The sequence below is a fragment of the Streptomyces sp. NBC_01244 genome, assembly GCF_035987325.1.
Lineage (GTDB): Bacteria > Actinomycetota > Actinomycetes > Streptomycetales > Streptomycetaceae > Streptomyces.
Genome location: NZ_CP108488.1, coordinates 4,396,361 through 4,421,373 on the forward strand (window position 1 = coordinate 4,396,361; position 25,013 = coordinate 4,421,373).

Annotated in this window: 26 protein-coding genes and 1 pseudogene; 16 read left to right on the forward strand and 11 right to left on the reverse strand. The window is 72.3% G+C overall.

Features of this window, described 5'->3' with window-relative positions:
• The first annotated feature begins 142 nt into the window (after positions 1 to 142).
• From OG247_RS19590 to OG247_RS19600, 3 genes are all read left to right on the forward strand, one after another.
• Positions 143 to 760 (forward strand): GNAT family N-acetyltransferase, encoded by a 618-nt coding sequence (locus OG247_RS19590; RefSeq protein ID WP_327253478.1) that lies wholly within the window; start codon positions 143 to 145, stop codon positions 758 to 760.
• A 138-nt stretch (positions 761 to 898) separates the two neighbouring features.
• Positions 899 to 1,171, forward strand: coding sequence for a CopG family transcriptional regulator (locus OG247_RS19595; protein ID WP_327253479.1), 273 nt, complete (start codon positions 899 to 901; stop codon positions 1,169 to 1,171).
• Positions 1,168 to 1,581, forward strand: coding sequence for a PIN domain-containing protein (locus OG247_RS19600; RefSeq protein WP_327253480.1), 414 nt, complete (start codon positions 1,168 to 1,170; stop codon positions 1,579 to 1,581). Before OG247_RS19595 ends, OG247_RS19600 begins: the two co-directional genes overlap by 4 nt.
• A gap of 19 nt (positions 1,582 to 1,600) precedes the next feature.
• On the opposite strand, the gene OG247_RS19605 is transcribed toward OG247_RS19600, so the two are convergent.
• Together OG247_RS19605 and yczR are read right to left on the reverse strand one after the other, a co-directional pair.
• Complete coding sequence (locus OG247_RS19605) at positions 1,601 to 1,939, reverse strand: GYD domain-containing protein (protein ID WP_327253481.1); 339 nt, start codon at positions 1,937 to 1,939, stop codon at positions 1,601 to 1,603.
• 126 nt (positions 1,940 to 2,065) lie between these two features.
• A complete protein-coding gene (gene yczR / locus OG247_RS19610) occupies positions 2,066 to 3,493 on the reverse strand; it encodes a MocR-like transcription factor YczR (protein WP_327253482.1) in 1,428 nt (475 codons plus the stop codon).
• A gap of 61 nt (positions 3,494 to 3,554) precedes the next feature.
• On the opposite strand from yczR, the gene yczE reads away from it, so the two are divergent.
• Complete coding sequence (gene yczE / locus OG247_RS19615) at positions 3,555 to 4,259, forward strand: membrane protein YczE (RefSeq protein WP_327253483.1); 705 nt, start codon at positions 3,555 to 3,557, stop codon at positions 4,257 to 4,259.
• On the opposite strand, the gene OG247_RS19620 is transcribed toward yczE, so the two are convergent.
• Entirely contained in the window at positions 4,218 to 4,436 is a 219-nt protein-coding gene (locus OG247_RS19620) for a hypothetical protein (RefSeq protein ID WP_274548266.1), read from the reverse strand. The two genes, yczE and OG247_RS19620, sit on opposite strands and share 42 nt — an antisense overlap.
• 113 nt (positions 4,437 to 4,549) lie before the next feature.
• On the opposite strand from OG247_RS19620, the gene OG247_RS19625 reads away from it, so the two are divergent.
• The 3 genes from OG247_RS19625 (at position 4,550) to OG247_RS19635 (ending at position 7,502) form a co-directional block, all read left to right on the forward strand.
• Complete coding sequence (locus OG247_RS19625; RefSeq protein WP_442813347.1) at positions 4,550 to 5,389, forward strand: helix-turn-helix domain-containing protein; 840 nt, start codon at positions 4,550 to 4,552, stop codon at positions 5,387 to 5,389.
• Positions 5,373 to 5,630 (forward strand): DUF397 domain-containing protein, encoded by a 258-nt coding sequence (locus OG247_RS19630; RefSeq protein WP_327253484.1) that lies wholly within the window; start codon positions 5,373 to 5,375, stop codon positions 5,628 to 5,630. The genes OG247_RS19625 and OG247_RS19630 overlap by 17 nt, the downstream gene beginning before the upstream one ends.
• 90 nt (positions 5,631 to 5,720) lie before the next feature.
• Entirely contained in the window at positions 5,721 to 7,502 is a 1,782-nt protein-coding gene (locus OG247_RS19635; RefSeq protein WP_327253485.1) for a protein kinase domain-containing protein, read from the forward strand.
• Positions 7,503 to 7,854: 352 nt separating this feature from the next.
• Here the strand turns inward: OG247_RS19635 and OG247_RS19640 are convergent, their stop codons facing one another.
• Positions 7,855 to 9,438 (reverse strand): hypothetical protein, encoded by a 1,584-nt coding sequence (locus OG247_RS19640; RefSeq protein WP_327253486.1) that lies wholly within the window; start codon positions 9,436 to 9,438, stop codon positions 7,855 to 7,857.
• A 102-nt stretch (positions 9,439 to 9,540) separates the two neighbouring features.
• Positions 9,541 to 10,803: an MFS transporter gene (locus OG247_RS19645; protein ID WP_327253487.1), complete on the reverse strand. Its 1,263-nt coding sequence runs from the start codon at positions 10,801 to 10,803 to the stop codon at positions 9,541 to 9,543.
• A gap of 173 nt (positions 10,804 to 10,976) precedes the next feature.
• Between OG247_RS19645 and OG247_RS19650 the strand changes: the two genes are divergently transcribed.
• From OG247_RS19650 to OG247_RS19675, 6 genes and pseudogenes are all read left to right on the forward strand, one after another.
• On the forward strand, positions 10,977 to 12,008 hold the full coding sequence (locus tag OG247_RS19650) for an ABC transporter substrate-binding protein (protein ID WP_327253488.1): 1,032 nt from the start codon (positions 10,977 to 10,979) through the stop codon (positions 12,006 to 12,008).
• On the forward strand, positions 11,998 to 13,089 hold the full coding sequence (locus OG247_RS19655) for a FecCD family ABC transporter permease (RefSeq protein ID WP_327253489.1): 1,092 nt from the start codon (positions 11,998 to 12,000) through the stop codon (positions 13,087 to 13,089). Before OG247_RS19650 ends, OG247_RS19655 begins: the two co-directional genes overlap by 11 nt.
• Positions 13,086 to 13,854: pseudogene (locus tag OG247_RS44835) on the forward strand (ABC transporter ATP-binding protein); the annotation flags it as partial. The gene OG247_RS19655 and the pseudogene OG247_RS44835, both read left to right, overlap by 4 nt.
• Positions 13,855 to 13,880: 26 nt before the next feature.
• Positions 13,881 to 14,750 (forward strand): Rossmann-like domain-containing protein, encoded by an 870-nt coding sequence (locus tag OG247_RS19665; protein WP_327257547.1) that lies wholly within the window; start codon positions 13,881 to 13,883, stop codon positions 14,748 to 14,750.
• On the forward strand, positions 14,747 to 15,799 hold the full coding sequence (locus tag OG247_RS19670) for a GHMP family kinase ATP-binding protein (RefSeq protein ID WP_327253490.1): 1,053 nt from the start codon (positions 14,747 to 14,749) through the stop codon (positions 15,797 to 15,799). Before OG247_RS19665 ends, OG247_RS19670 begins: the two co-directional genes overlap by 4 nt.
• Positions 15,720 to 16,724, forward strand: coding sequence for a pyridoxal-phosphate dependent enzyme (locus OG247_RS19675; RefSeq protein WP_327253491.1), 1,005 nt, complete (start codon positions 15,720 to 15,722; stop codon positions 16,722 to 16,724). The genes OG247_RS19670 and OG247_RS19675 overlap by 80 nt, the downstream gene beginning before the upstream one ends.
• A 26-nt stretch (positions 16,725 to 16,750) precedes the next feature.
• Here OG247_RS19675 and OG247_RS19680 read toward each other — a convergent pair whose 3' ends face one another.
• A complete protein-coding gene (locus tag OG247_RS19680) occupies positions 16,751 to 17,947 on the reverse strand; it encodes a S8 family peptidase (protein WP_327257548.1) in 1,197 nt (398 codons plus the stop codon).
• A gap of 381 nt (positions 17,948 to 18,328) precedes the next feature.
• Between OG247_RS19680 and OG247_RS19685 the strand changes: the two genes are divergently transcribed.
• Positions 18,329 to 18,685, forward strand: coding sequence for a protease inhibitor I9 family protein (locus OG247_RS19685; RefSeq protein WP_327253492.1), 357 nt, complete (start codon positions 18,329 to 18,331; stop codon positions 18,683 to 18,685).
• 15 nt (positions 18,686 to 18,700) lie between these two features.
• On the opposite strand, the gene OG247_RS19690 is transcribed toward OG247_RS19685, so the two are convergent.
• The 4 genes from OG247_RS19690 to OG247_RS19705 all read right to left on the reverse strand — a co-directional run bounded on the left by OG247_RS19690 (position 18,701) and on the right by OG247_RS19705 (position 22,778).
• Entirely contained in the window at positions 18,701 to 19,303 is a 603-nt protein-coding gene (locus OG247_RS19690; RefSeq protein WP_327253493.1) for a Uma2 family endonuclease, read from the reverse strand.
• 72 nt (positions 19,304 to 19,375) lie between these two features.
• On the reverse strand, positions 19,376 to 20,872 hold the full coding sequence (locus OG247_RS19695; protein WP_327253494.1) for an alanine/glycine:cation symporter family protein: 1,497 nt from the start codon (positions 20,870 to 20,872) through the stop codon (positions 19,376 to 19,378).
• A 122-nt stretch (positions 20,873 to 20,994) separates the two neighbouring features.
• On the reverse strand, positions 20,995 to 21,870 hold the full coding sequence (locus OG247_RS19700) for a haloalkane dehalogenase (RefSeq protein WP_327253495.1): 876 nt from the start codon (positions 21,868 to 21,870) through the stop codon (positions 20,995 to 20,997).
• 86 nt (positions 21,871 to 21,956) lie between these two features.
• On the reverse strand, positions 21,957 to 22,778 hold the full coding sequence (locus tag OG247_RS19705; protein WP_327253496.1) for an SDR family oxidoreductase: 822 nt from the start codon (positions 22,776 to 22,778) through the stop codon (positions 21,957 to 21,959).
• Between the two features lie 93 nt (positions 22,779 to 22,871).
• Between OG247_RS19705 and OG247_RS19710 the strand changes: the two genes are divergently transcribed.
• Entirely contained in the window at positions 22,872 to 23,465 is a 594-nt protein-coding gene (locus OG247_RS19710; protein WP_327253497.1) for a TetR/AcrR family transcriptional regulator, read from the forward strand.
• 224 nt (positions 23,466 to 23,689) lie between these two features.
• Here the strand turns inward: OG247_RS19710 and OG247_RS19715 are convergent, their stop codons facing one another.
• A complete protein-coding gene (locus OG247_RS19715) occupies positions 23,690 to 24,292 on the reverse strand; it encodes a phosphoribosylanthranilate isomerase (RefSeq protein WP_327253498.1) in 603 nt (200 codons plus the stop codon).
• 138 nt (positions 24,293 to 24,430) lie between these two features.
• Here OG247_RS19715 and OG247_RS19720 point away from each other — a divergent pair, with 138 nt between their 5' ends.
• Complete coding sequence (locus OG247_RS19720) at positions 24,431 to 25,006, forward strand: Uma2 family endonuclease (RefSeq protein ID WP_327257549.1); 576 nt, start codon at positions 24,431 to 24,433, stop codon at positions 25,004 to 25,006.
• Positions 25,007 to 25,013: the final 7 nt, after the last annotated feature.

The following is a 25,013-nucleotide window of genomic DNA, read 5'->3' on the forward strand; positions in this document are numbered from 1 at the left end:
GATGAAATGTCGCTTACTGTGATGAAGTTTCCGCCGGTTGTTACGCCCGCCGGGGCGACCGGCCCCCAATGGCGGCGCCAGGACCCGACCAGCACCGGATACGGGCCCGACACGGTCACGCCGATGGCCCGATGATGACCCGATGACCGACTCGCCGATCGCCCCGCCCCTCACCCCGCCGACCACCCCCATACCGCCCGTGGTCCCGTCGGGCCGGATGGCCGCGCTCGCCCAGCCCTCGTACGACCTCCCCTGCGGGTTGCGCCTGCGCCCCTGGGAGCCCTACGACGCCCCCGCGCTCGTGGCCGCGTACGCCGATCCGGACATCCGCCACTGGAACCGCCCGGACCCGCTCACCGAGGAGCAGGCCGTCACCCGCATCGCCCGCTGGCGCGAGCGCTGGCACGCCGAAAGCTCGGCGGTCTGGGCCCTCGCCCCCGCGGACGGCGGCTGCGCCGTCGGCGTGATCGCCCTCGCCGACCTCGATCTGCGCGGCGGCAGCGGCGAGTTCATGTACTGGCTCCTCCCCGCCGGCCGCGGCGCCGGAGCCACCGCCCAAGGCCTGGCCGTCCTGACCCCCTGGGCCTTCGAGGACCTCGGCCTGCACCGCGTGCGCATCACCCACTCCACGGCCAACCCGGCCTCCTGCCACGTCGCCACGACCTCCGGCTACCCCCTGGAGGGCACCATGCGCGGCGCCCTCCTCCACGCGGACGGCTGGCACGACGAACACCTCCACGCCCGGCTCCGCACAGACTGAGGGCGGGGCCGTCACCCCATCGAGCGAATCGGCACGAAAAGGCATCCCGAGGCATGCATATGCCTGGAGCCTATGCACATGCACCTCTACGCCCCACACGCCGAACACGGTGGTGGCATCAGAAGTAGCATGGGTGGCATGAGCGATGCCACCCAGAAGTACTCCATCTCGATGCCCCGCGACATCGCCGAGGCCGCTCGCGCCCGCAGCGGCCCCTCCGGCCTCTCCGCCTACGTCACGGCCGCCGTGGCCCGCCAGATCGAACGGGACAACCTGGCGGAGCTCGTCGCTGCCGCCGAGGCCGAGATCGGTCCGATCACGGCAGAGGAAATCAGGGAGAAGGCCGACTTCCTCCTGCGCGTCCACGACGAGGCACCGGCCGATACCGAGAGTGGGCAAAGCGCCGCATGACACCCCAGAAGGCCACTCCGGCCGGCACCCTCGTCCTCGACAGCGAGGGACTCTCGAAGTACGTCGCCCGGGACCGCGAAACCGTGGCATGGCTGGCAGCAGCCTTCGCCCGCGACGTGCGCGTCATCACCAGCACCGCCACCCTCGTCGAGGTCGTCCACCCGAAGATCAACATGCCCGCCCTCATGTGGGCGCTGTCCCGGGTGGTGGTCGAACCCGTCACCGAGGAGATCGCCCACGCCGCGACGGCCCTGCTCCGCGAGGCCGGCCTGCACGGGCACAAGTACGCCATCGACGCGATGCTGGCCGCCACCGCACTCGCGGCGCCCGGCCCGGTCACCGTCCTCACCTCCGACCCCGAGGACCTCACCGCACTCTGCGGCACCCGGCTCGCCGCCGTGAAGGTCTAGCGGTCTTCGCTCGCCGGAGTCACGGCGTCTCGGCCACGCCCGGGGGCCGGTAGCGGATCCGTTCGGCCTTGCGCAGGGCGTCCAGGGTGTCCTCGACGCTCAGGAGGACCGTCGTCTCGAACGAGCTGAGCGCGCCGCCGCCGCTGATCGCCAGGGCGACCGCGGCCATGGACACGTCGTCCGGGGCCTCCCAGAGGTTGTAGCCGTCGTGCGTGCCGAAGGCGTACCAGAAGCCGTGCAGCTTCCCGCCGACGGACTCGATGTACGACCGGGCGGCCTGCGAGCGGTCCTCCGGGTGGGCCGTCAGCCTCGCCCAGGTCTCCGGCGTGTAGCTGAACCTCGACAGATACAGCGGCATCGCGTCACCTTCCTTCGTTCTTTCGTTGCGTCGACGATGCCAACGCCGGACGGCAGAAGGGGCGGACCGGATCGCGGCCGTTCCCCCGAACGGCCGGGGACGGCCACCGCCACGGCCCAACGCGGCTCAGCCCACCGCCGCCGGGGTGTGGATCCCGGTGGCGCCCGCCGTGAGGGCCCGGTGGGCGGCGGCCAGGCGGCGGACGGCCTCCGTGAGGCGGGGCGCCGGGAGCGTGTACGGCAGGCGGACATGGCGCTCGAACGCGCCGCCGACCCCGAACCGCGGCCCCGCCGCGATCGTCACCCCGTGGTCCGGCGCGATCGCCGCCAGCCGGGAACCGACCGGCTCCGGGAACCGCGCCCACAGCGTCACCCCGCCGGGCGCCCGCGGCGCGCGCACCTCGGGGAGGTGGTCGGCCAGCGCCGTGAGCAAGGCGTCCTGCTGTGCCCGCAGTTGGAGCAGGGCGTCGGGCCGCCTGGTCTGACCTCCATTCAGGAGCACGGCCGTGGCGAGCTGTTCCACCACCGGGGTGCCGAGATCCGTCGCCGGGCGGGCTCGCGCGACGCGCTCCAGCAGCGCGGGCACGGCGCGGATCCAGCCGATGCGCAGGCCGCCCCAGATGCTCTTGGACACCGAGCCGACGCTGATGGCGGTGGGGTGCGTCGCGGTGAAGGGTTCCGCGGCCGGGTCCGGGTCCGTCGCCTCCAGCCCCAGGTCCGCCAGGGTCTCGTCGATGATCGTCGGGCAGGCCGGCCGCAGGCTCCGGCGTACGTCCGCGGGCATGTACATCCCGGTCGGGTTATGGAAGTCCGGGATCAGGTACGCCAATTGCGCGGACCGGGCCGCCGCGAGGAGTTGCGGCACGTCCCAGCCGGCCGGCCCCACCGCCACCGGCAGGAGCCGGGCGCGCGCATCGGTGAACGCCCTGATCGCGTGCGGATAGGTGGGGTGGTCGATCAGCACCTTGTCGCGCGGCGACAGCAGCGTGCGCGCCAGCAGACCGATCGCGTGCTGCGCACCGTTGGTGATCATGACGTGATCGGGCGAGGTGGGCAGCCCCCTGCGCCCGTACCACCCGGCAACCGCCTCGCGCAGCTCCGCGGTGCCGTACCGGTCGTACCCGTGCCGCTCGAAGTGGAGCGGCAGCCGCTCCAGCGCCGTCGCGAAAGCGGCGTGCAGGATCTCGGAGGGCGCGGGAGGCGCGGCGAAGGACAGGTCGATGCCCTCCGCGTCGGCGTCCGCCTCCGCGTCCGCACCGGCCCTGCGCCGCTCGGCGGGCACGTCCTCGTGCGGGAGTCGTACGGTCGCCCGCGCGCGCTCCCTCGTGGCCAGGTAGCCGTGATCCACCAGCGTGCGGTACGCGGCCCCGACCGTGGTCCTGCTCGTACCGAGCGCGGTGGCCAGGTCCCGTTCGCCCGGCAGCGCCGCCCCGAGGCAGAGACGCCCGTCCAGGATCAGCAGCCGCAGCCGGTCGGAGAGCCGCTGGTGCGCCGGCCCGGGGCCCTCCTGCCAGGTCCCCACCATGCGTCCGACCGCGTGCGCGCTGATCTTCATCCGGCCAGCGTACGCAATCTGGCTATCGAATCCAGGGCCAGATGGCCCTGAGGCTAAGCCCATGCCCCGCCCCGCACCCGCACCCGCTCCCGCCACCCACCCGCCCCGCCTGAACGCCTTCGCCCAGCTCCGGGCGGGCCGCACCGCCCGCCGCGTCCCCCAACTCCTGCTCGGCCTGGCGGGCTACGGCGCCGCCGTCATGACGCTCGTCCAGTCCGGCCTCGGCACGGCGAGCTGGAGCGTGCTCACCGACGGCGCGGCCAAGAGCCTCGGCATCTCCTTCGGCTGGGCCACCAACCTCATCTCGCTCCTGGTGCTCCTCGCCTGGATCCCGCTGCGCGAGCTCCCCGGGCTCGGCACCGTCCTCAACGTCGCGATCGTCGGCTTCGCCGCCGACGCCACCGCCGCCGTACTCCCCGCCCCCCAAGGGACCGCCGCCGCCCTCGCGTACCTCGCCCTCGGCCTGGTCGCCCTCGGCTTCTTCGACGCGCTCTACCTCGGCGCCCAGTACGGCTCGGGCCCGCGCGACGGCATCATGACCGGCCTCGTCCGCCTGACCCGCCTGCCCGTCGCGACCGTGCGCACCGGCATCGAGGTGACCGTGGCCGGCCTCGGCTGGCTGCTCGGCGGCACCCTCGGCCTCGGCACCGTGTTCGTCGCCCTGTGCACGGGCCCCCTGGTCGGCTGGTTCCTCCCGCGCCTGACGGTCCGCCTGGACGGCCCCTCAGGGGTGCGCCCGCTCGTGCAGTACGGCGGCCAGCCGTAGCGCGGTGTCCAGGTTGCAGCGCCCCAGGTCGACCAGCGGCAGCCCGTACGACCCGGCCGCGGACACCCCGTCCACCCCGAGCGAGGGGAACACCACCCCCACGTCCGTCAGCGCGGCCTTCAGCTGCCCCACGGCCTCCTCGGCCGCCAGCATCCGTTCCATCGGCGTGAGCACCATGACATGTCACCTTTCGCTCTGAGTAATCGCGTTCAGTACTCAGAGTGGCGACGCACTGACTAGCCTGCAAGAGTCGCTCTACAACAACCGCACCTGTTGTCAGGGGAGTTGCAGTGCCCGATTCCGGAGGCGTCGACCCGTTCTCCTCACCCCGCACCATGCTCGGCTCCGAACTGCGCGTCGCCCGCAAAAGGGCCGGCCTCAGCCAGGACAAACTAGGCGAGCCCCTCTTCGTCAGCGGCTCCTTCATCGGCCAACTCGAAGCGGGTACCCGCCGGATGACGGTGGAGCTGGGCCGCGAGATCGACCGGATCCTCGGCACGGACGACTTCTTCACCCGCAACTGCCAAGCGGTGACGAAGTTCAAATACCCCGACCACTTCACGGAGGCCGCCGAGGCCGAGGGCCTGGCGAAGGCCATCCGGGAGTACGCACCCCTGCTGATCCCGGGCCTGCTCCAGAAGGAGGCCTACGCCCGGGCCGTCTTCCGCGCCTACCAGCCGACGGCGACGGAGTCGGCCATCGACGCCCTGGTCGAAGCCCGGCTGGCCCGTGCGGCCCTGCTCGCGGAGCCAACAACCCCGTTGTTGTGGTGCGTGCTCGACGAGGCGGTGCTGCGTCGGGTCATCGGGAGCCGGGCCGTGATGGCCGAAACGCTGCGGCAGCTCGCGGACCTGATCCGGTCCCACCGGATCATCGTCCAGGTGCTCCCGTTCAGTGCGGGTGCCCACGCGACCATGGACGGCCCCCTCAAGCTCATGTCGTTCGAAGACGCACCCCCGCTCGCCTATCTCGCAGGCCACACAACAGGGCTGCTCCTAGACGATCCGGCCACGGTGGCACGCCACTTCCTGACCTACGATCTCCTTACCGCCAGCGCGCTGGCACCACGTGAATCACTGGCCTTGATCGAATCTGTGGCGGAGGATTACGCACATGACGAGCAGGCCTGAGTACGACATCTCGACTGCCATGTGGCACAAATCCAGCTACAGCGGCGGCGACGGCGGCGACTGCCTGGAGATGGCCACCTGGCGGAAGTCCACCCACAGCGGCGGAAGCGGCGGCGACTGCCTGGAAGTCGCCGACGACCACCCCGGCATCGTCCCCGTCCGCGACTCCAAGGTCCCCGAAGGCCCCCACCTCACCTTCGGCGCCCCCGCCTGGTACGCGTTCGTCGCCGCCCTCGTCTAGGAGCCGTCCCGCCGGTCATCTGACCACTCGGTCCGCGACCTTTTCCCGGAAGGACGTCCCGAGGCTGCCCTTACCGATCAGACTGTTGTCATGCCCGAGACATCATGGTCGGACTCCCGGATAGGCCCGTACGCCCTGCTGAAACGGCTGGGCGGCGGCGGCATGGGTGACGTGTATCTGGGGCGCTCGCGGGGCGGGCGGCTGGTCGCAGTCAAGGTCGTACGGCCGCATCTGGCCAAGGCTCCGGAGTTCCGGCGCCGGTTCGCCGTCGAGGTGGCGGCGGCGCGGCAGGTCGGCGGCTTCTACACCGCGATGGTGGTCGATGCCGATGTGACGGCCGACGTACCGTGGCTGGCGACGGCGTACGTGCCCGGACCGTCCTTGCAGGAGGCGGTGGACGCCTACGGGCCGTTGCCGGCCGGAACGGTGGCCGCGCTCGGCGCCGGACTCGCCGAGGGGCTCACCGCGATCCACTCCCACGGCCTGGTCCACCGCGACCTCAAGCCCGGAAACGTCATCCTCGCAGAGGACGGCCCCCGCATCATCGACTTCGGCATCGCCCGCGCCCTGGACGCGGCCACCCGGCTCACCGCGCACGGAGTGATCGGCACCCCCGCCTTCATGTCGCCGGAACAGGCCACCGACGGCGAAGTCGGCCCGTCATCAGACGTGTTCAGCCTGGCCGGCCTCCTGGTGTACGCCGTCACCGGACGCACCCCGTTCGGCGGCGTCGCCACCTTCGCGGTCCTGCACCGCGTCGTCCACGAAGAACCCGACCTGACCGGCGTCCCGCCCGAACTCGCCCACCTGCTTCTGCCGTGTCTTCACAAAGACCCGGCGCAACGACCGACGACAGCGCAGCTGTTGGGGCGGTTCGCGGCGGCGGCGGAGTCGTACGCGCCCGCCGCGCGCCGGAACCCCGATCAGATCACCACGATGATCGTGGAAAGGGGTGTGCTGGCCGCGACCTGGATCATGGACGAGCCGGACGGAGCCCCGGTCTCGGCGGACGAACGCGTGCGCTGGGCGCTGCTGGCCGAGGTCGCCGACGCGATGGGCGCGCTGTACGCGAGGAGGGCGAGCGCGGACCGGATCGTACCGGTGGTTCTGCCGGCCCTACCGGGGGAACTGGCGGGGGCGGACCGGGCGACGGTGACCCGCTGGCACAAACGGGCCGGAGAGACGGTCGCGACGGGAGAGACGCTCTTCTCGGTGACCGACGGGCGGCTGCGCGCGGTGGTCGTCTCTCCGGCCGCGGGCGAACTGCGGGAGACCGGCCCGGCGGCCGGAGATACCGTACGGGCCGGTGACCTGGTGGGGGTGGTGAGACGACCGAAGGCCGCCGGGTCCGCTGCCAAGAGCACGAAGGCGACAACGGCCAAGCCGAAGGCGCGGCCCGGAACGCCAACGAAGGCGCCGACGAGGCCCAAGCCAAAAGCGGGACCGATGCCGACCTCAATGCCTGGACTGGGAAGGCCCCCGAGGCCGGCCTTGACGTTCGAGCCGACCCCGACACCGACCCCACCCCCGACGCCGAAGCGCAACGGCAGGTTCGGGTGCCTCGGCGTCGGGCTGATCGTCCTGTTCATCGCGAGCGCTCTCTGCTTGATCGGGCTCGCGGTCTACTCGCAAGACATCTCCAACGCCGAGGCGGGCGACTGTGTCCGTATCGAGGACGGTGAAAAGGGCGGTGCCTACGTCGAACCCTGCGACTTCCCCATCTGGTGGAACAAGACGTACAAGGTGATTTCGGTCGGCGAGATCGACTGTGCCGCCGGCCGGCTGTTGTCCTGGCCGTCCGACGACAAGAAGAAGTGGGTCACGCTGTGCCTCCAGGAGATCAGCGCGTGGGACGGCAAGCCCGTCACCTGATCTGCCGTTGCTCATGTGCGCGTCGATGGGGATCCAGGAACGCGACCGCAAGGTGTACCGGCCTGTCCGCGGGGCCGGCCTCCAGGTGCCACATGCACTCCGACAACTGGGCTGCACCGGCGCTCTGGACCCGGGCCCGGCTCCTCGACCGCTGGGACATCATGGGCCGGGGCGCCGGGTCGGCGTTCCTCGGCGTGCGCTCGGGTCGCGCGGGCTTCGCCATGTCGGCCCTGGGCGGCAGCGTGTTCGTCAGTGCTTCGACGGGTGACCGGGGAGCCTTCGGGCCACTGACAACGCCCCGGCGGCCGCGGGGTGTCCGCTGCTGCCGGGGCGCCTCACGCGGTCCGTCTGCTCAGCGGACGTCCACGTAGTCCTCGCGGCCGTAGTCCGCGTAGTGGGTGGCGGGGGTGTCGGTGTAGCGGATCTGCCAGGTGCCGTCCCGGCGGGCGGTGACCTTCGTGCTGAAGGTGCCGTCGGCCTTGGTGGTGGTGCTCGCGATCGGCTCCCAGACCGAGCCCTTGGCCGAGGCCTTGAAGTAGACCCGGACCTTCTGGCCCGCGTAGGTCTTCCACGAGGTGCCGGACTGCTGGAGCAGGCCGCCCTTCGCCGTGATCTGCGTGCCGGCCTTGACGCCCTCGGGGGTGAGGTCGTCGTTGGAGAGCTGCGTGGCCTTGCGGATGCTCTTGAGCGTGGGGCTGTTCTGGGCGGCCTCCGTCACGCGCACCCTCCAGTAGCCGGTGCCGGTGAGCGGCGAGAGCTGGGCCGGGGTCCGCGAGAAGGCCTGGCCGTACCGGCCGGTGAACGAGTCGACCGTCTTCCACGTCCGCCCGTCGGAGGAGTACTGGACCGCCATCGGAGCAGTCGTACCCGTCGGGTACGACCCCTCGGCCACCTCCGGCTTACCGGTGATCGTGACCTTGCGGTACTTGTCCACGTCGGCCTTCAGCGACACGAACTTGGTCGGCACGAGGCGCAGGGCGATCTTCTTCCGGGGCGGCTCGTTGAACCAGCCGGATCCGTCCGGGCCGACCGTCAACGACGTGTTGTGCCCGACGCTGTGCTTGAACGCGAAGCTGCCGTCCTTCTCGGTGGGCGCCTTGTACTTGTCGTCCACGATGACGCCGTGGCCATCCTGGGGCTTGTCCACACCTGACTCGGTGGTGGCGCGGACCGTGCCGCGGACGGGGATGTCGCTCCCGGCCGGGGCGGTGATCGTGCTGCCGCCGTCGACCGTCAGCTTCAGATCGTGTCGCAGACGCTTCACCGTGATCGACTCTGTGGTGCCCTCGAACTCATAGGTGCGCACGAGCTCGGTGACCTCGCCGAACTCGGGGCGGTCGGCGAACCGGCCCTGCCGATCCGTCCGCAGCGACGTGGACCAGGGACCACCGCCGCTGCCAAAGACTCTGCTGTCGGCCAGCGGCTTGACGACGTGTGTCACCGGGTCCTCGGCCGTCAGGCTCCCGAGCACGTGCAACGGGTGCTCCCAGGAGTCCGTCGCGTAGTCCGTGGTGAGCGTCAGGCGGGGGTTGATCCCGTAGGTCAGATCCCCCCTGTCACGACCGATGCGCTCGTCCGCGGTGCCTTCCCGGAACACCACGTCCGTGGTGTAGTTGCCCACCTCGGAGAGCACCGCCGGCTCGGACAGGAAACGCCCGCCGTCGCAGCCCGAGGGCGCGCACAGGTCCCGGTCACGGGCACCGGCGATACCGACCGTGGCGACCACCTCGTCCGAGCCGTAGCGCCGGATCCGGATCTGGACGTCCTCGGGGCGCAGGTCGTCGTGGTCGTGGAAGGTCAGGTAGACCTTCCCGTCCTCGATGCGGCCTTCCGTCCATGACTCCATGCGCGGTGCGGCGTGGGCCGCGGGCGCAACCGCCACCGAGGTGGCGGCGAGGGCGAGCACCGTGGTCAGCGCTGCCGTGAACTTTCTCAAAACTGGGTCCCCCATCAGACACGTTCATGACTTCCGCATACTCGACTCGCCACGCGCCCCGATGGTTGCCCGGCGGATCAACCCTGTCGCCGGACAGAGCGCCTAAGGCCCATCCACCGGCGGAGCCACCCGTGCGAAGTGGCGGGCCGTCGGTACCAGGGCGGCCGCCGCCGGTACGAGGAAGCACGCGGCCGCGCACACGCCGAGGACGGGCGTGACGCCGAAGGCGTCGATGGCCGGGGCGATCAGGGCGAGGCCGACCGGGGCCAGGCCGTAGGAGACGAGGAAGTCCAGCGAGGAGACGCGGGCCAGCCGGTCCGGGGCGACTTCGCGCTGGGTGGCGGTGAACCAGGGCACGTTGAACAGCTCGATCCCGATCCCGGCGACGGCGTAGGCGGCCACGACCACCCACGGATGCACGGGCAGCATCAGGCTCAGCGGGGCGAATCCGTACGCCGCCAGCCCCGCGAAGGCGGCCCAGCCCTGTGAGCGCGGCCGCCGGCGGGCGATGACGAGGGCTCCGCCGAGGGCGCCGACTATGTAGGCGGTCATGGCCGCCGCGAGCACCCATTCGCTGTCGTAGCGGTCCCGGCTGATCAGGGGCAGGGCGACGCTGGTGGCGGAGTAGCCGAGGGCGATGACCGCGACGAGGGCGGCCAGTCCGGCGAGGAACCAGGGGTGGCGGCGTGCCTCCCGTACGCCGTCCACGAACTCGGCGCGGAAACTCGCGCGCGGCGCCGGGACGGCACCGGCGGCCGTGCCCTGCCCCTTGCCCGGGACGAGCGCGGCGACCAGCCAGAGCAGGCCGATGCCGAGCAGCAGGGTCCAGACGTCGAGGAAGGCCGCGAGCAGCGCGGTCAGAGCGGGTCCGGCGAGCGTGGAACCCCGTACGGCCATGGTCATGGCGGCATTGGCCTGCTGGCGGCGTCCCGGGTCGACGGTCTCGGCGGTGAGCGCCTGGAACGCCGGCCGGCAGGCGCCCTGTCCGGCTCCGGCGAGGGCTGCGGCGGCCGTCATCAGCAGGAGCGAGCGGCCCAGTCCGGCCGCGAGGAGGGGGGCCGCGACCGCCGCCGCCAGGGCCGACCAGAGGACGACCGCACGGCGGGAGTGCCGGTCGGCCAGGACGCCGCCGACGGTGACGGCGGCGAGGAATCCGGCCGTGCGCGCGGCGAGGACCAGGCCGAGGCCGGCGGCGCTCAGGTCGCGGTGGAGGACGGCGAGCCCGAGGACGAAGGGCAGGGCCCAGGTCGCGAGTCCGGAGGCGGTGGTGCCCGCCCACAGGCGCAGGAACGGAACGTCCCGGAGGACTGAACGCGCGGACGGGGCAATGGTTTTGGGCGCCGGAGGCGCGGGCGTGCTCGCCACGGTGTGGTTGCTCCTTGGAGGGCGGGCGGGGGGTCCACGAACCACCCCGGGGTTTCTTACTGAAAATGAATACCATTACAGTACCCCTCGAACGCGGCACTCTTGCCCGGTGCACGACAACGCCACATTCATGAATATTCGTCCTAATTCACCCTGCCCAGACCGGAGAACCCATGCGCCACCCCGCCCGCCTCGGCATCGCCCTGACCATCGCCCTCGCCACCGCGGCCTGCTCCGCACCCGCCGCCGACGACTCCAAGGGCGCAGCCGCCCCCGCCGCCCAGGCCTCCACCGTCACGAGCTGCGGGCGCCAGGCCGCCTTCGCCGCGCCGCCGAAGCGGGCCGTCGCCCTGGACCAGACCTCGACCGAGACCCTGCTCGAACTCGGCCTCCAGGACTCGATGGCGGGAACCGCCAACCTCAAGACGAAGATCCCCGCCCCGTACCAGGCCGCGTACGCCAAGGTCCCCGTCATCGCCCCGAAGATCGCGACGGGCGAGCAACTGCGCGCGGCCACCCCCGACTTCGTCGTCGGCGGCTCCGCCGACCTCTTCACCAAGGACCGCGCCGGCACCCGCGAGGAGCTGGACGCCCTCAAGGTCCCGACCTTCGTCAGCGCCGTGGACTGCCCCGAGCGGAACCCGGCCGGCCGGACCCCCTTCGAGCTGCTCTTCTCCGACTACGAGAACCTCGGCAAGGTCTTCGGCGCCGAGGAGCGGGCCGCCAAGCTCGCCGCCGACCAGCGCGCCGCCGTCACCAAGGCCGGGGAGAACGCCGCGAAGCTCACCGGGGGCACCGCGGGAGCCGAACAGCCCACCGTCGTCTACCTCTACTCCGTCTTCAACGGCATGCCGTACGTGGCGGGCAAGACCGGCCTGCCCAGCGAGATGAGCCGGATCGTCGGCGCGAAGAACGCCTTCGACGACGTCGACGAGGACTGGCCGGAGGTCTCCTGGGAGGAAGTCGCCAAGCGGGACCCCGACTTCATCGTGATCGGCGACCTGTCCGAGCGCGGCCGGCCCGGCGACAGCGCCGCCGAGAAGCGCGCCACCATGACCGGACACCCCGTCGTCTCCAAGCTCGCCGCGGTCCGCGACGACAAGATCCTCGAAGTGCCCGGCATCGAACTGGACCCCTCGGTGCGCTCCGTCCACGCCCTGGGGCTGCTCGCGGCCGGCATGAAGGACCTCGGGTATGTCCGCTGACACGGTGGCCCCCGGGTCGGTCGCCCTGAGCGGGCCGGGGCCGGCCGCGCCCCGGTCCACCGCGCCCCGGTCCGCCATGGCCGGGGCGGGCCTCTTCCTCCTCGCCGGCGCCGTCCTGGCGGCCTCGCTGGCGGCAGCCGTCCGCATCGGCGCCGCCGACGTGGGCTGGACCGGCCTCGGCCGCGTCTTCGGCTCCCGACTCGGCCTGGACATCGCGCCGTTGCCGCCGCTGCTGGACTCGCTCGTCTGGGACCTGCGGCTGCCGCGCGTGCTGATGGCCGCCCTCGTCGGCGCCTCGCTCGCCGTGTGCGGCGCGGTGCTCCAAGCCGTCACCCGCAACGCCCTCGCCGACCCCTACCTGCTCGGCGTCTCCTCGGGCGCGTCCGCGGGAGCCGTCACCGTGGTCGTCCTCGGGATCGGCGCGAACACCCTCGGCGTCACCGGCGGAGCGCTCGCCGGAGCACTGCTCTCCTTCGGGCTGCTCCTGCTGCTCCTGCGGCGCACCGGGCTGGACTCCGTACGCATCGTCCTGACCGGCGTGGTCATCGGGCAGCTCTTCACCGCGCTGACCTCGCTCGTCCTGATGGCCTCGGCGGACGCGGACACCACCCGGGCCGTCACCCACTGGCTCCTGGGCTCGATGGCCCCGGCCCGCTGGGACACCGTCGCGGTCTGCGCGGTCGTCACCCCGCTGGGGCTGGCGGCGGCCTGGCTCTGCTCGAACGCCCTCGACGGGCTCGCCTTCGGCACCGACACCGCCGCGTCCCTCGGGATCGACGTACGGCACACGCGGATGCTGCTGCTCGTGGTCACCGCCGTGCTGACCGCGGTGGCCGTGGCCACCGTCGGCGCCATCGGTTTCGTAGGGCTGATCGTCCCCCACGGGGTGCGGTTCCTCGTCGGGCCGCTACACCGGGTGCTGTTGCCGTACACGGCGCTGGCGGGCGCGGTGTTCCTGGTGTGGACGGACGCGCTGGCACGGATCGCCTTCGGACCCCGCGAGGTCCCCGTCGGCGTGATCACCGCACTGCTCGGCGTACCGATCTTCCTGCTGGTCCTGCGCAAGCGGGGGGAGCTGTGAGGATCACCGCCGAAGGAATCAGCTGGTCGGTGGCGGGCACCCCGGTCGTACGGGACGTCAGCGCGGACATCGGCCCCGGCGAGACCGTCGGGCTGCTCGGCCCCAACGGCTCGGGCAAGTCCTCGCTGCTGCGCTGCCTGGCCGGTCTGCGCGCTCCCGACGCGGGCGCGGTCCGGTACGACGGGAAGTCCGTGCGCGACTGGAGTGCGCGCAGGATCGCCCGGCAGGTGGCCTTCGTCGCACAGGACGCGGGCGCCGACAGCGATCTGGCGGTCGCCGACATCGTCGGCCTGGGGCGGACCCCGTTCCGCGACCGCTGGCGCGGGCCCGACGCCGCCGACCGGGCCCTGGTCGCCGCCGCGCTGGAACGCGTAGGACTCACCGCGCTCGCCGGCCGCCCCTGGAAGGCGCTGTCGGGCGGGGAGCGCCAACGCACCCACATCGCCCGCGCGTTGGCCCAACAGCCGTCCGGGCTGCTGCTCGACGAGCCCACCAACCACCTCGACGTGAAGCACCAGCTCGAACTGATGGAGCTGCTGTCCGGCACCGGACAGACGGTTCTGGTCGCCCTGCACGACCTGTCCCTCGCCGCCCGGTACTGCGACCGGCTGCTGCTCCTGCACCACGGACGCCTGATCGCCTCCGGCCCGCCCGCCGCCGTCCTGACCGCCGAACGGCTCGCCGAGGTCTTCGAAGTGGACGCCGAACTCACCACCGACGCCCTCGGACACCCGCAGGTCAGCTACCGCGGACCGCTCGGCGCCCCAACCCGCCCTGTGAAAAGGAATCCCATGAACCCGACCACCGCAGCCACGACCACCACCCCGACGCCCTCCGTCGACTCGCCCTCCGTCGACTCGCTCATCGAGGCCGTACTGGCCGGCGAGCACGGCCCGCTCCCCTCCTCGCTCGTCGCCACCAGCGTGTTCTGGATCCACCACGGCACCCGCCTGGCCGGCGGCGACACCACCTACCTCAACCAGTACGTCCTCGTCCGCCTCGGCGGCTCCTTCGGCGGCTGCGCCTTCGAGGCCGGCGAGATCGACCCCTCGATCTGCCGCGACTCCTCCGGGACCCCGCTCGACGTCCTCCTGCGCGAGGCCCCCCGCCCGCTGCGGATCGCCGCCCTCGACGCCTACCTCTCCGAGACCCGCCCGCACCGCGCGGCGGCCGAGGCCGGCGACGCCGAACCCGTCACCCTCCCCGCCGGCACCCCGGAGATCCGCGCCCGGGCCCGCGACGCGGCCATCGCGGGACTGCTGGACATCGAGGAGGGCGCCGAGGTCGGACTCATCGGCGTCGTCAACCCGCTGGTCGCGGCGATCCGCGAGCGCGGCGGCCGACCGCTGCCGTGCGACCTCAACCTCAAGGCCACCCAGTGGGGCGACCCGGTCACCGACGACATGCACGAGGTGCTGGAGCGCGCGCAGGCCGTCGTCGCCACCGGGATGACCCTGAGCAACGGCACCTTCGACACCATCCTGAAGCGCTGCCGCTCCCGGGGCATCCCGCTGGTCGTCTACGCGCAGACCGGCAGCGCCGTGGCCCGCGCCTTCCTCGGCTCCGGGGTGACCGCCCTGTCCGCGGAGCCCTTCCCCTTCTCCCAGTTCAGCGCCGAGGAGACGGTCCTGTACCGCTACCGGACGGCGGGCGGCGCATGATTCCCGGCGCCACCGCGCGCCCGGTCCTCTCCGGCGCCGGGCAGGCCCCCTGCCACCACGGCGAGATCCTCCAGGGCGTCTTCCTCGACGACACCGGGCGCCGGTGCGCGGGACTGGTCACCCTCCCCATGGCGGGCCCCGGCAGCAGCGCCGCCTTCGTCCGCCGCCCCGGCGCGGTGCCGGAGGCGCTGACCGTCGTACCCGCCGACCGCACGAAGGCGGCGCGGGCCGCCGCCCTCGCGGTCGCCGAGTGCGCGCGGCGGACCGGTCAGCCGCCCTGCGGCGGGGAGTTGCGGCTCACCGGCGAGATACCGGTGGGCCTGGGCATGGGCAGCTCCAGCAGCGACGTCATCGCAGCCGTGCGCGCGGTCGCGGACTCGTACGGGCTGCAGCTGGACCCCGCGACGGTCGCCGGGCTGGCCGTACGCGCCGAACTGGCCTCCGATCCGCTGATGCTGTCCGGCCGCCCCGTGCTGTTCGCCCAGCGGGAGGGCCGGGTCCTGGAGGTCCTCGGCCCGGCCCTGCCGCCGCTGGTCGTGGTGGGCTGCGCCCTCGGTGGGGGCGCACCCGTCGACACCCTGTCCCTGCCGGTGGCCGACGTGGCCGACGTGGACCGCAGCGACGTACGGGCCTACGAGCGGCTGCGCGCGCTGCTGCGCCGAGCCGTGGCCACCGGCGACGCGCAGCTGCTCGGCGCGGTCGCCACCGCCAGCGCGAGGCGCGGCCAACGGGCGCTCCGCCACCCGGAGTTCGACGCGCTGACCGCCCTCGCCCGCCGGGCCGGGGCGGTCGGCGTGCAGATCGCGCACAGCGGCGCGGTGGCGGGCGTGCTCTTCGATCCGGCCGCCCCCGGGCTGCGCCACCGCGTCCGCGGCTGCCTGCACGCCCTGGACGCCCACGGCATCCCCGCCACCCACACCTTCACGACCGGCGCCACCACCGCCCCCAGCCCCAAGGAGAGCCCTCACCATGGACCAGCACATCGCGGAGTCGATCGGCCGGCCGGACCTGATACGCCTCGACGACCGGCTCGTCTGCCTGCGCTTTGAAACGATGAAGGTGGTCTCCGCCCTAGCTGCGGTGCGCCACCTGCTCGACACCGGAGTCGTGCGCCGCGGGGACACCCTGTTGGACAGCTCCAGCGGCATCTACGCGTACGCCCTGGCCCTGACCTGTCACCGGTACGGCCTGCGCTGCCACATCGTCGGCTCGGCCACCGTGGACCACACGCTGCGGACCCAACTGGCCGTCCTCGGGGCGACGCTGGAGCAGATGGAGCCGTGCAGCGACCTGAAACTCGACCAGAAGCGGCGCGTCGAGCGGATCCACGAGATCCTCGCCGCACGCCCCGAGTACCACTGGATGCGCCAGTACCACGACGACGTCCACTACCTCGGCTACCGCGCGATCGCCGACCGGATCCGCGAGGCCACCGGCACGGCGGACGGGCTCACCGTCGTCGGCGGGGTCGGATCGGGCGCCTCCACCGGCGCCCTCGCGCGCTACCTCCGCGAGAGCGCCGCCGACCCTTCGGACGTCGAACTCGTCGGCGTCCAGCCGTACGGCAGCGTCACCTTCGGCTCCGAACACGTCACCGACCCCGAGATGATCATCGCCGGGATCGGCAGCTCCATCCCCTTCGGGAACGTCTCGCACGAGCTGTACGACACCCTGCACTGGGTCTCCTTCGACGCGGCCCTCGCCGGCAGCGTCGACCTGCTGCGCCGGCACGCGGTCTTCGCCGGGCTGTCGACCGGTGCCGGCTACCTCGCGGCGCGCCACGAGCGCGAGCGCTCACCCCACCGCACGGTCCTCTTCATCGCCCCGGACACCGGCCACCGCTACGTCGACACCGTCTACGCAAGGCACCGCGAGGCCGCCCCGATCGCGGACCTCGCCCCGCGCGAGGTGACGGACCGGAGCGAGCTGACCCTGCCGTGGTCCCGGATGCGCTGGAACCGCGCCGCTGCGTGAGCGCGGCGCCCTCGTGTCCGCGGCGGTCAGAGGCCGTTGGTGAACAGCAGCTGGTTCGAGGTGCCCTTGCTGACGCTCTTCAGGACGTCCTTCGTGGAGTTGTCGTCCAGGTATTCGACGATGTCCTGCGGCGTCGCGGCCGGGTTCGCCTGCTTGTAGAGGACGGCCACTCCGGTGACGTGCGGTGCGGCCATGGACGTACCGTTTTCGACCACGCTGCCGCCACCCAGCTTGGCGGAGACGATCGCCTCTCCGGGCGCGTACTGGCTCACGCACGTGCCGTAGTTGGAGAAGCTGGTCTCCTCGTCCCACTGGTTGCTCGCCGCGACCGTGAACACCTTCCCCGCCGACGCGGGCGAGACGAAGCAGGCGTCCTTCGAGGAGTTGCCCGCCGCGATGACCGGCAGGACGCCCGCGTCCGTCACGGCGTTCGCCGCCTCGTTCAGGACCTCGGACTTGTCGCCGCCCAGGGAGCCGTTGAGGACCGCGGGCTGCTTGGCGTTCTTGGCCACCCAGTCCAGGCCCGCGATGATCCCGGAGGAGTCTCCCGTGCCCGTGCAGTCGAGGACCCGGACGCTGACCACGGACGCCTTGCGCGCCACTCCGTACGTCTTGCCGGCGACCGTACCCGCGACGTGCGTGCCGTGGCCGTTGCAGTCCTGGCCGTCGCGGCCGTCCTTGATCGCGTCGAAGCCGAAGGTCGCCCGGCCGCCGAACTCGTCGTGCTTGTAGTCGATCCCCGTGTCGAGGATGTACGCGGTCACCCCGGCCCCATTGCCCTGGGTGGTGAAAGTGCTGTCGAGCGGCAGGGCCTGCTGGTCGATCCGGTCCAGACCCCAGGAGGCGGACGGCCCGCGCAGGGCGTGGGCGGCGGTGGCCTTCGTCTGCACGCTCGACGGGGTCGAGACCTTCGCGTCCGACGCGACCGACTTCACGCCCAGGGCGACGCGGGCGATCTCCAGCTGGAGCTTGGTCATGGGGACGGCGAAGCCGTTCATGGCCTTGGTGTAGAGGTACTTCGGCTTGAGGCCCAGCCGCTCCGCCACCTTGGCCGGGTCGTAGCCGGGTTCCAGCGTCACGATGTACTGGCCGGGGATGGCGTTGGCCGAGACGGTCAGCGGCACCGGGGTGGGCACGGGCGCGACGTCGGCGGAGGCGGTACCGACGGCCACCGGGGTGACGGCGAGCAGCGCGGCGGTGGCGGCGCGGGCGAGCAGGCGCATGGACATCGAGGGGACTCCCGAAGGGTGGAGGGCGGCATGCGGAAGCCGCCTCCGGTCGACGGGGAACGCGTCCCGGAGTGCGGCCCTCCCCTTCATCGGCGGGCCGGCCGCAGGCCTTGACCGGACCGGACCGGCCGTACGGCCGCACTGCGGGCTGATTCTCGTACCGACTGAAGAAAGGATTCCGTCCGCTGGTCTCCCGGGTACTGCCGGCCCTCCCGCCCCGTGTGGCACTGGTCGGCAGGTTCACCCTTACGGAAGCCACCGCACGCGCATCCGGGGAGGGGCGCACTCACGGTTCCCGCAGTTCACCCCCGCCCGCGACCGCCGCGCCGCCGCAGGTCGTTGACCGGACCGGCCGTACGTGGTGGCCTCGCCGTCATGCGTACCCGTACGAGCTGGACCCTGCCGACGACCCTCGCCGCCCTCGCCCTGGCGGCCTCGGCCGCCCTGCCCGCGCACGCCGCCCCCCTCGCCGCCGCCACCGGACCAGCCGCTCCCGCCTCCCGTACGGCCCCGGCCGAGTGGCCGGCGTACATCGTCACCGTGCACCGCGGTCTCGACCCGGCCGCCGTCGCGGACGCCTACGGGATCACCCCGGTCCACGTCTACCGCCACGCCCTGAACGGCTTCAGCGCCCACCTCTCCCCCGACCAAGTCGAATCCCTGCGGGAGACGGCGGTCGTGACCTCGGTCGAGCCGGACGGCCCGGTCGCCGTCTCCGGCCCGGCGGTCTAGCAGTCCTGCCCTGGATCAGTGCGGGAAGCTCCCCGTGTCCAGCGTCAGCGCGAAGGGCTCGGGGAGCCGCAACTCGTCGCCGAAGGCGACCCGGACGGCGTGCTTGTACGCGCCGTTCTCCGGTTCGGTGAACAAGGTGACCGTGGGGCCGTGCTCGTCGAAGCGGTCGATGAGCAGGTAGACCGGGACGGGGGCGTGGGCGTAGGCCCAGAGCTTCTTCTTCCGGTCGTCCTCGGCGTTGCTCTTGGAGGTGATCTCCACGACGAGCAAGGACTCAGCTGCGTCGACGGGGTCGGATACCTCGGCTGCCACGTCATCGACCAGGGCGGCAGGGGCGACCACGAGGTCCGGGACGTAGAGCTTGTCCAGGGCGGCGATGTGGATGCCGAGGGTCTGATAGACCTCCCACTCGGGCGGCAGGATCCCGTACAAGGCGCGCTGCACTTTGGCCGCGATTCCGTTGTGGTGGCGGTGGGGCGGCGGCACCAAGGTGATCTGTCCTCCGTCGATCTCGGCGCGCCATCCCTCCGGCACGTCCAGGTCACGCCAGCTCTGCAGCAGGTACTCCCACGTGGGGCCGTCGGCGTTGCGGTCGGGCTCGACCATGGCTGCGGTCATCGCGGGTCCCCTCTCCTGTGGCATATGCCAGCGAGCGTAGACAGACGGGTTCACGGCATGCGGCCGCTTCGTTCAGCGTCCCACGATCGAGTGGCGCGGGCCCCCGCTACACCCGTTCCCCCGCGCCTGCGCCGACGGGACCGTCGTGCGGATCGGGTCCCAGCACTGGATGCCCTTCAGGTCCGGCATGCGGTCCCGGGTGAAGACCGGTTCCAGGCCCGCCCGGCGCTGGGCGAGGTAGTCGTCCAGGAGGCGGAAGGCGATGGCCGACAGCGGGATGATCGCGGCGAGGTTGATCAGGGCCATGAGGCCCATGAACACGTCCGCCAGGTTCCAGACGATCGACACCGAGCCGAGCGAGCCCAGGACGACCGCCGACAGGACCAGCGCCCGGTACCCCGGAAGGACCCACCGCTTGCGGGTGATGAACTGGATGTTGGTCTCGCCGTAGTAGTAGTTCCCGATCATGCTGCTGAAGGCGAGCATGAAGACCACAACGGTGAGGAGGTGTCCTGCCCACCCGCCCAGCGTGTCGCTCAGCGCCGTCTGCGTCAGGTCCGCGCCCTGGCGGCCCGACAGCTCCGGGTTGGTGACGAGGACGATGAAGGCCGTCATCGTGCACACGAGGAGCGTGTCGAAGAAGACGCCCAGGGACTGTACGAGGCCCTGCTTGACCGGGTGCGAGACCTCGGCGGCCGCGCCCGCGTTCGGGGCCGAGCCCAGGCCCGCCTCGTTGGAGAACATGCCGCGCCGGATGCCCTGCTGGATCGCCGCGCCGATACCGCCGGCCGCCAGCTCGCGGAAGCCGAAGGCGCCGCCGACGATGTCCGCGATGACCCGGGGGAACTCGGTGATGTTGAGGAGGACCACCGCCGCGCCGAGGAGGAGGTAGACGATCGCCATCACCGGGACCAGGACCGTGGTGATGGACGAGATCCGCTTGACCCCGCCGAAGACGGCCAGGCCCAGCAGGGCGGCCAGCAGCACGCCGAGGGAGGGGCCGAACCAGTTCGACCCGTCCGCGTCGGCGAGGGAGCCCGAGGCCACGGCGGTGATGGTGTTGGCCTGTACGGCGTTGAAGACGAAGCCGAAGGTGACGGTGATCGTCACCGCGAAGAGCACCCCGAGCCAGCGTTTACCGAGCGCCCGCTGCATGTAGTACGCCGGGCCGCCCCGATAGGCGCCGCCGGCGTTGCGCACCTTGTAGAGCTGGGCGAGGGCCGATTCCACGAAGGCGGAGGCCGCGCCGATCAGCGCCATCATCCACATCCAGAAGACGGCGCCCGCGCCGCCCAGGGTGATGGCGGCGGCCACACCGGCGATGTTGCCGGTACCGACGCGCGCGGCGGCGGAGATCGTGAAGGCGCCGAAGGACGAGACCTGCTTGCGGCCGTCGGCTCGCGGCGGGGTCTTCTCCTTCACCACCCGGAACATCTCGGGAAGCAGGCGCAGCTGCACACCCCGGGAGCGGACCGTGAAGTACAGGCCCGCACCGACCACCAGCGGAATCAGCAGGTAGGTCCAGAGGTGATCGTTGACGTTGACGATCACCGAATCCAGAGTGTCCATGCTGGGAAGTCTCCCCGGGGCGGAAGGCCCACCGACAGGGACCTACGTCCGCCGCCGGAGGGTCCGAAGACCCCCGTCGCCCGCCCTTCGCCCCGCCCCCGTCGCCGATCGGGGCACCCGACTCACCGCCACAGACCGTGCCGCTCCGCCCAGTCCGCCACCGCCGCCGCGACCAGCAGCGGATGGTCCTCGGGGGTGTGGTGCCCGGCGGGCACGTCGTCGTGCCGGGCGAGTTCCAGGCCCGCGATGTTCGCCGCGCACCACTCCACGGCCTCCGGTCCCGTCATCGCCCCGGGCCACGGGGCGAAGGTCAGCAGCAGCTTGGGTGTCGCGGGGCTCCCCGCCAGCCAGTTCCCGTACGCCGCCACGCGCTCCACCACCTCGGCGGGTTCCCCGCCCAGCGGCATGGACCGGGCCCACTGGAGCAGCGGGCGCCGGCTCTCCCGCGTCGGGTACGGGGCCCGGTACACGTCCAGGTCGCGCGGGTCCATCGGGCGGACGCCGCTGCCGGACAGCGCCTCGACGAACCCGTTCGCGTCGAGGAGCATGGCCTCCCCCACCCCCGGGGTCTTGATCGCCCGGAACAGCTCGCGGCCGCCCTCCGGGAACTCCTCCCAGCTCATCGGCTTGACGATGGTCTCGGTGAACGCGATTCCGCGCACCCGCCCCGGATGCCGGGCGGCCCGGTCGAAGGCGAGTGCGCCGCCCCAGTCGTGCCCGACGAGCACCGCGTCGTCCAGGCCGAGCGCGTCGAACCAGGCGTCGAGGTAGCGGGCGTGGTCGGCGAAGTCGTAGCCGATGGCGGGCTTGCCCGAGTCCCCCATGCCGATCAGGTCCGGCGCGAGCAGCCGGGCCGGACCACCGCCGAGGGCGGACAGGACGTCCCGCCAGAGGTGGGAGAAGGTCGGGTTCCCGTGCAGGAAGACGACGGGGACGCCCGCGGGCGCACCGGCCTCCCGGTAGTGGATCGTCGAGTCGAGGACGGGCTGTACGGGCATGGGTGCTGCTCCTCCGGGAGAGGCGGGGGGGACGCGCTGGACGGTGGGGGGCAATGGGGGGACCCGGGTTCCGGGAGACGGGCCGGTCAGCGGAAGGCCGCCGCCGTGCGGTCAGCCCAGGCCGCGAAGGGGCGCGGGGCCCGGCCGAGGATCCGCTCGACGGCCGGGCTGACGGCCCGTTCGGCGGCGACCGGCGCGCCCAGGATCGCCAGGGTGCCCTCCACGGCCGGCTCGGGCATGAAGGTGAGCATCTGCGCCCGGGCCTCCTCGGGGCTCTGCTCCACGAACCGCACCGGTTCACCGATCGCCCCCGCGATGGCCTCGGCCCGCTCGCGCGGGGTGACCGGAGCCGGGCCGGTCAGGTCGTACGTGTGGCCCGCGTGCCCGGAGCCCCGCAGGACGGCCGCCGCGACCTCGGCCACGTCGGCCGGGTCGACCGTCGGCAGCCCGACGTCCCCGAAGGGCGCGGCGGCCGTGCGGTGCGTACGGATCGACTCGGCCCAGGCGAAGGCGTTGGAGTCGAGCCCGCCCGAGCGCAGGACCGTCCACTCCAGGCCCGACCGGCGGACGGCCTCCTCGAAGGCGGCCGGGTGCCCGTACTGCTCGGGCCGGGTCCCGACCCCCTGCGAGGACAGCAGCACGACCCTGCGTACGCCGGCCTCCGCGGCCAGGTCGAGGACCGCCTGCGGCTCCTCGCCCGCGACCATCAGGAACAGGGCCGCGGCCCCGGCGAGGGCGGGCTTCAGGCTCTGCGGCTCGGCGAGGTCGGCCCGGTGGTGGCGGACCCCCTCGGGCAGGGCGCCCTCCGGCGCCCGGCGGGAGACGGCCGTGACCCGCTCTCCCGCCGCGGCGAGGATCCGTACCAGCTCGCTGCCGACGTTTCCGGTCGCACCCGTGATGACGATCATGAAAGGCCCCCACCCGCGAAGTGAGTTAGTCGACTGACTAACTCCTGGGGTGACCATAGCCCTCCGGGACGGCGCCCGTCTACACTTAGTCAGGTGACTTACTCAGATGCTGTCGAAGCAGCCGGCGGCAGGCGCGGCGGCAAGCGCGAACGCCTCGCCGCGGCCGCGGCCCGGGTCCTGCACGAACAGGGCATGGAGAAGACGACGATCGCCGACATCGCGCGCGCGGCCGACGTCCCGCTCGGCAACGTCTACTACTACTTCAAGACCAAGGACCAGCTCGTCGAAGCGGCCATCGACGCCCACGCGCAGCACCTGGCCGGTCTGATCGCCGCCCTGGACGCGCTCCCCACCCCCCAGGACCGGCTGAAGGCCCTCGTCTCCGGCTGGGTCGAGCAGCGCGAGCTCACCGCCCGCTACGGCTGCCCCACCGGCTCGCTCGCCTCCGAGCTCGACAAGCGCGACGACGGCCTCGACCAGACTCTGGCCACGGTCATGCGGGTGCTGCTCGACTGGGCCGAGCGGCAGTTCCTCGCCCTGGGCCGCGCCGAGGACGCCCGTGAGCTCGCGGTCGCCCTGATCGCCTCGTACCAGGGCATCTCGCTGCTCACGAACACCCTCCGCGACCCGGAGATGATGGCCACGGAGGGCCGCCGCCTGGAGCGCTGGATCGACTCGCTCGCCTGACGCCCGGCCGCGGGCGGGGCGCCGGAGCCGGGGGCCGCCCGTCGCGGTCTGCCGCCGCGGGTGTGCCGCTGCGCGAGGCGAAGTCCCCTACCCGCCCTTCCACCGTTCCCAGGGCTCTGCCCTGACCCGGTCCTCAAGCGCCGGACGGGCTGGGGAGGGGGTGCCGGGCTGCGCCCGGACCCCTCGGGCTCCGCCCCGGACCCCGGCCCTCGAACGCCGCACGGCTAAGAGCCCCGGGCCGCCGTGACGAAGGCGCGGATGAGGTCCGGGGACTTCACCCCGCGCTCGCTCTCCACGCCGCTGGACACGTCCACGCCCCACGCGCCGGTGACCGCGACGGCCTCGCCCACGTTGGCCGGGGTCAGCCCGCCCGCCAGCAGCCAGCGGCCGGCCGGGGCGGTGAACTCCGCCGAGCCCCAGTTCCACGGCTTGCCGGAGCCGGGGTCCGGGGCGTCGAGGAGCAGCAGGTCCTCCCCGTACTCCCCACAGCGCTCCACGGGCAGCGCCGTGGCCCGCAGCAGGGTGCGGCCCTCGGCGCGCAGCGCCGCGAAGTCCTCCGGGCCCTCCTCGCCGTGCAGCTGCACGCCCCGTACGCCGCTCTCCTCGGCGAACCGCCGCACCTCGGCGACGGACTGCCCCCGGAACACCCCGACGGTCAGCACCCCGTCCGGCACCCCGGCGACCAGCTCCCGCGCGGTGGCGGCGTCGACCGTACGCGGACTGCCGGGCGCGAACACGAAGCCGACGGCATCGGCTCCGGCGGCCACGGCGACCTCGACGTCGTGCGCGGTCTTGAGCCCGCAGATCTTGACGAACACATCAGTCATGTCTGCAGTCAACCAAAGGTCGGGGGGCTGGGGCAGTCCGTCCCATAGGCCGGGCACGGCGATCTGCCCGCCGCTAGCCTGGGACGAGGCACACATTCAGGGGCACAGCACGCCATCCGGAGGATGACGGTGACGATCATGACCGAGCGGGCCACACCCATAGAGAGGCTGTCGGTGCTGCCGACATTCGAGGAGCTCCTGCAGACGGTTGCGGAGATGAACACGCCAGACGGCTTCAAGGCCGAGCTCATCCGGGGGAAGATCGTCGTGTCGCCGTTTTCCAAGCTGCGCTACTACCGGCCCATGCGTGCGCTCCGGAAGCAGATCGAGGCCCACGCCCCCGAAGGACATGGTGCGGACACAGCACCCTTCCTCTTCCGCTTCTCGGCCTCCGAGCGCGCCTATGGGCCAGACCTGTTCGTTGCGGATGAGGCGGCCTTCGACGGGGAGGGCCGACACGCGGACGGTGCGGCTCTGTCCCTAGTAGCGGAGTTCACCTCGGTGTCTACGAGAGACGCCGACTGGAACGAAAAGCTGGACGTGTACGGCCTGCTCGTCCCCGTCTACCTGGTCGTCGACATGCAGGACTCGGAGATCACCTGCTTCTGGGACCCCTCCCCGCACGGATACCGCTCCCGCAAGACGGTCTCCTTCGGTGAGCCCCTGCACGTCCCGGAGCCCTTCGACTTCGACATCGACACCACCGGCTTCTAGGCCCGCA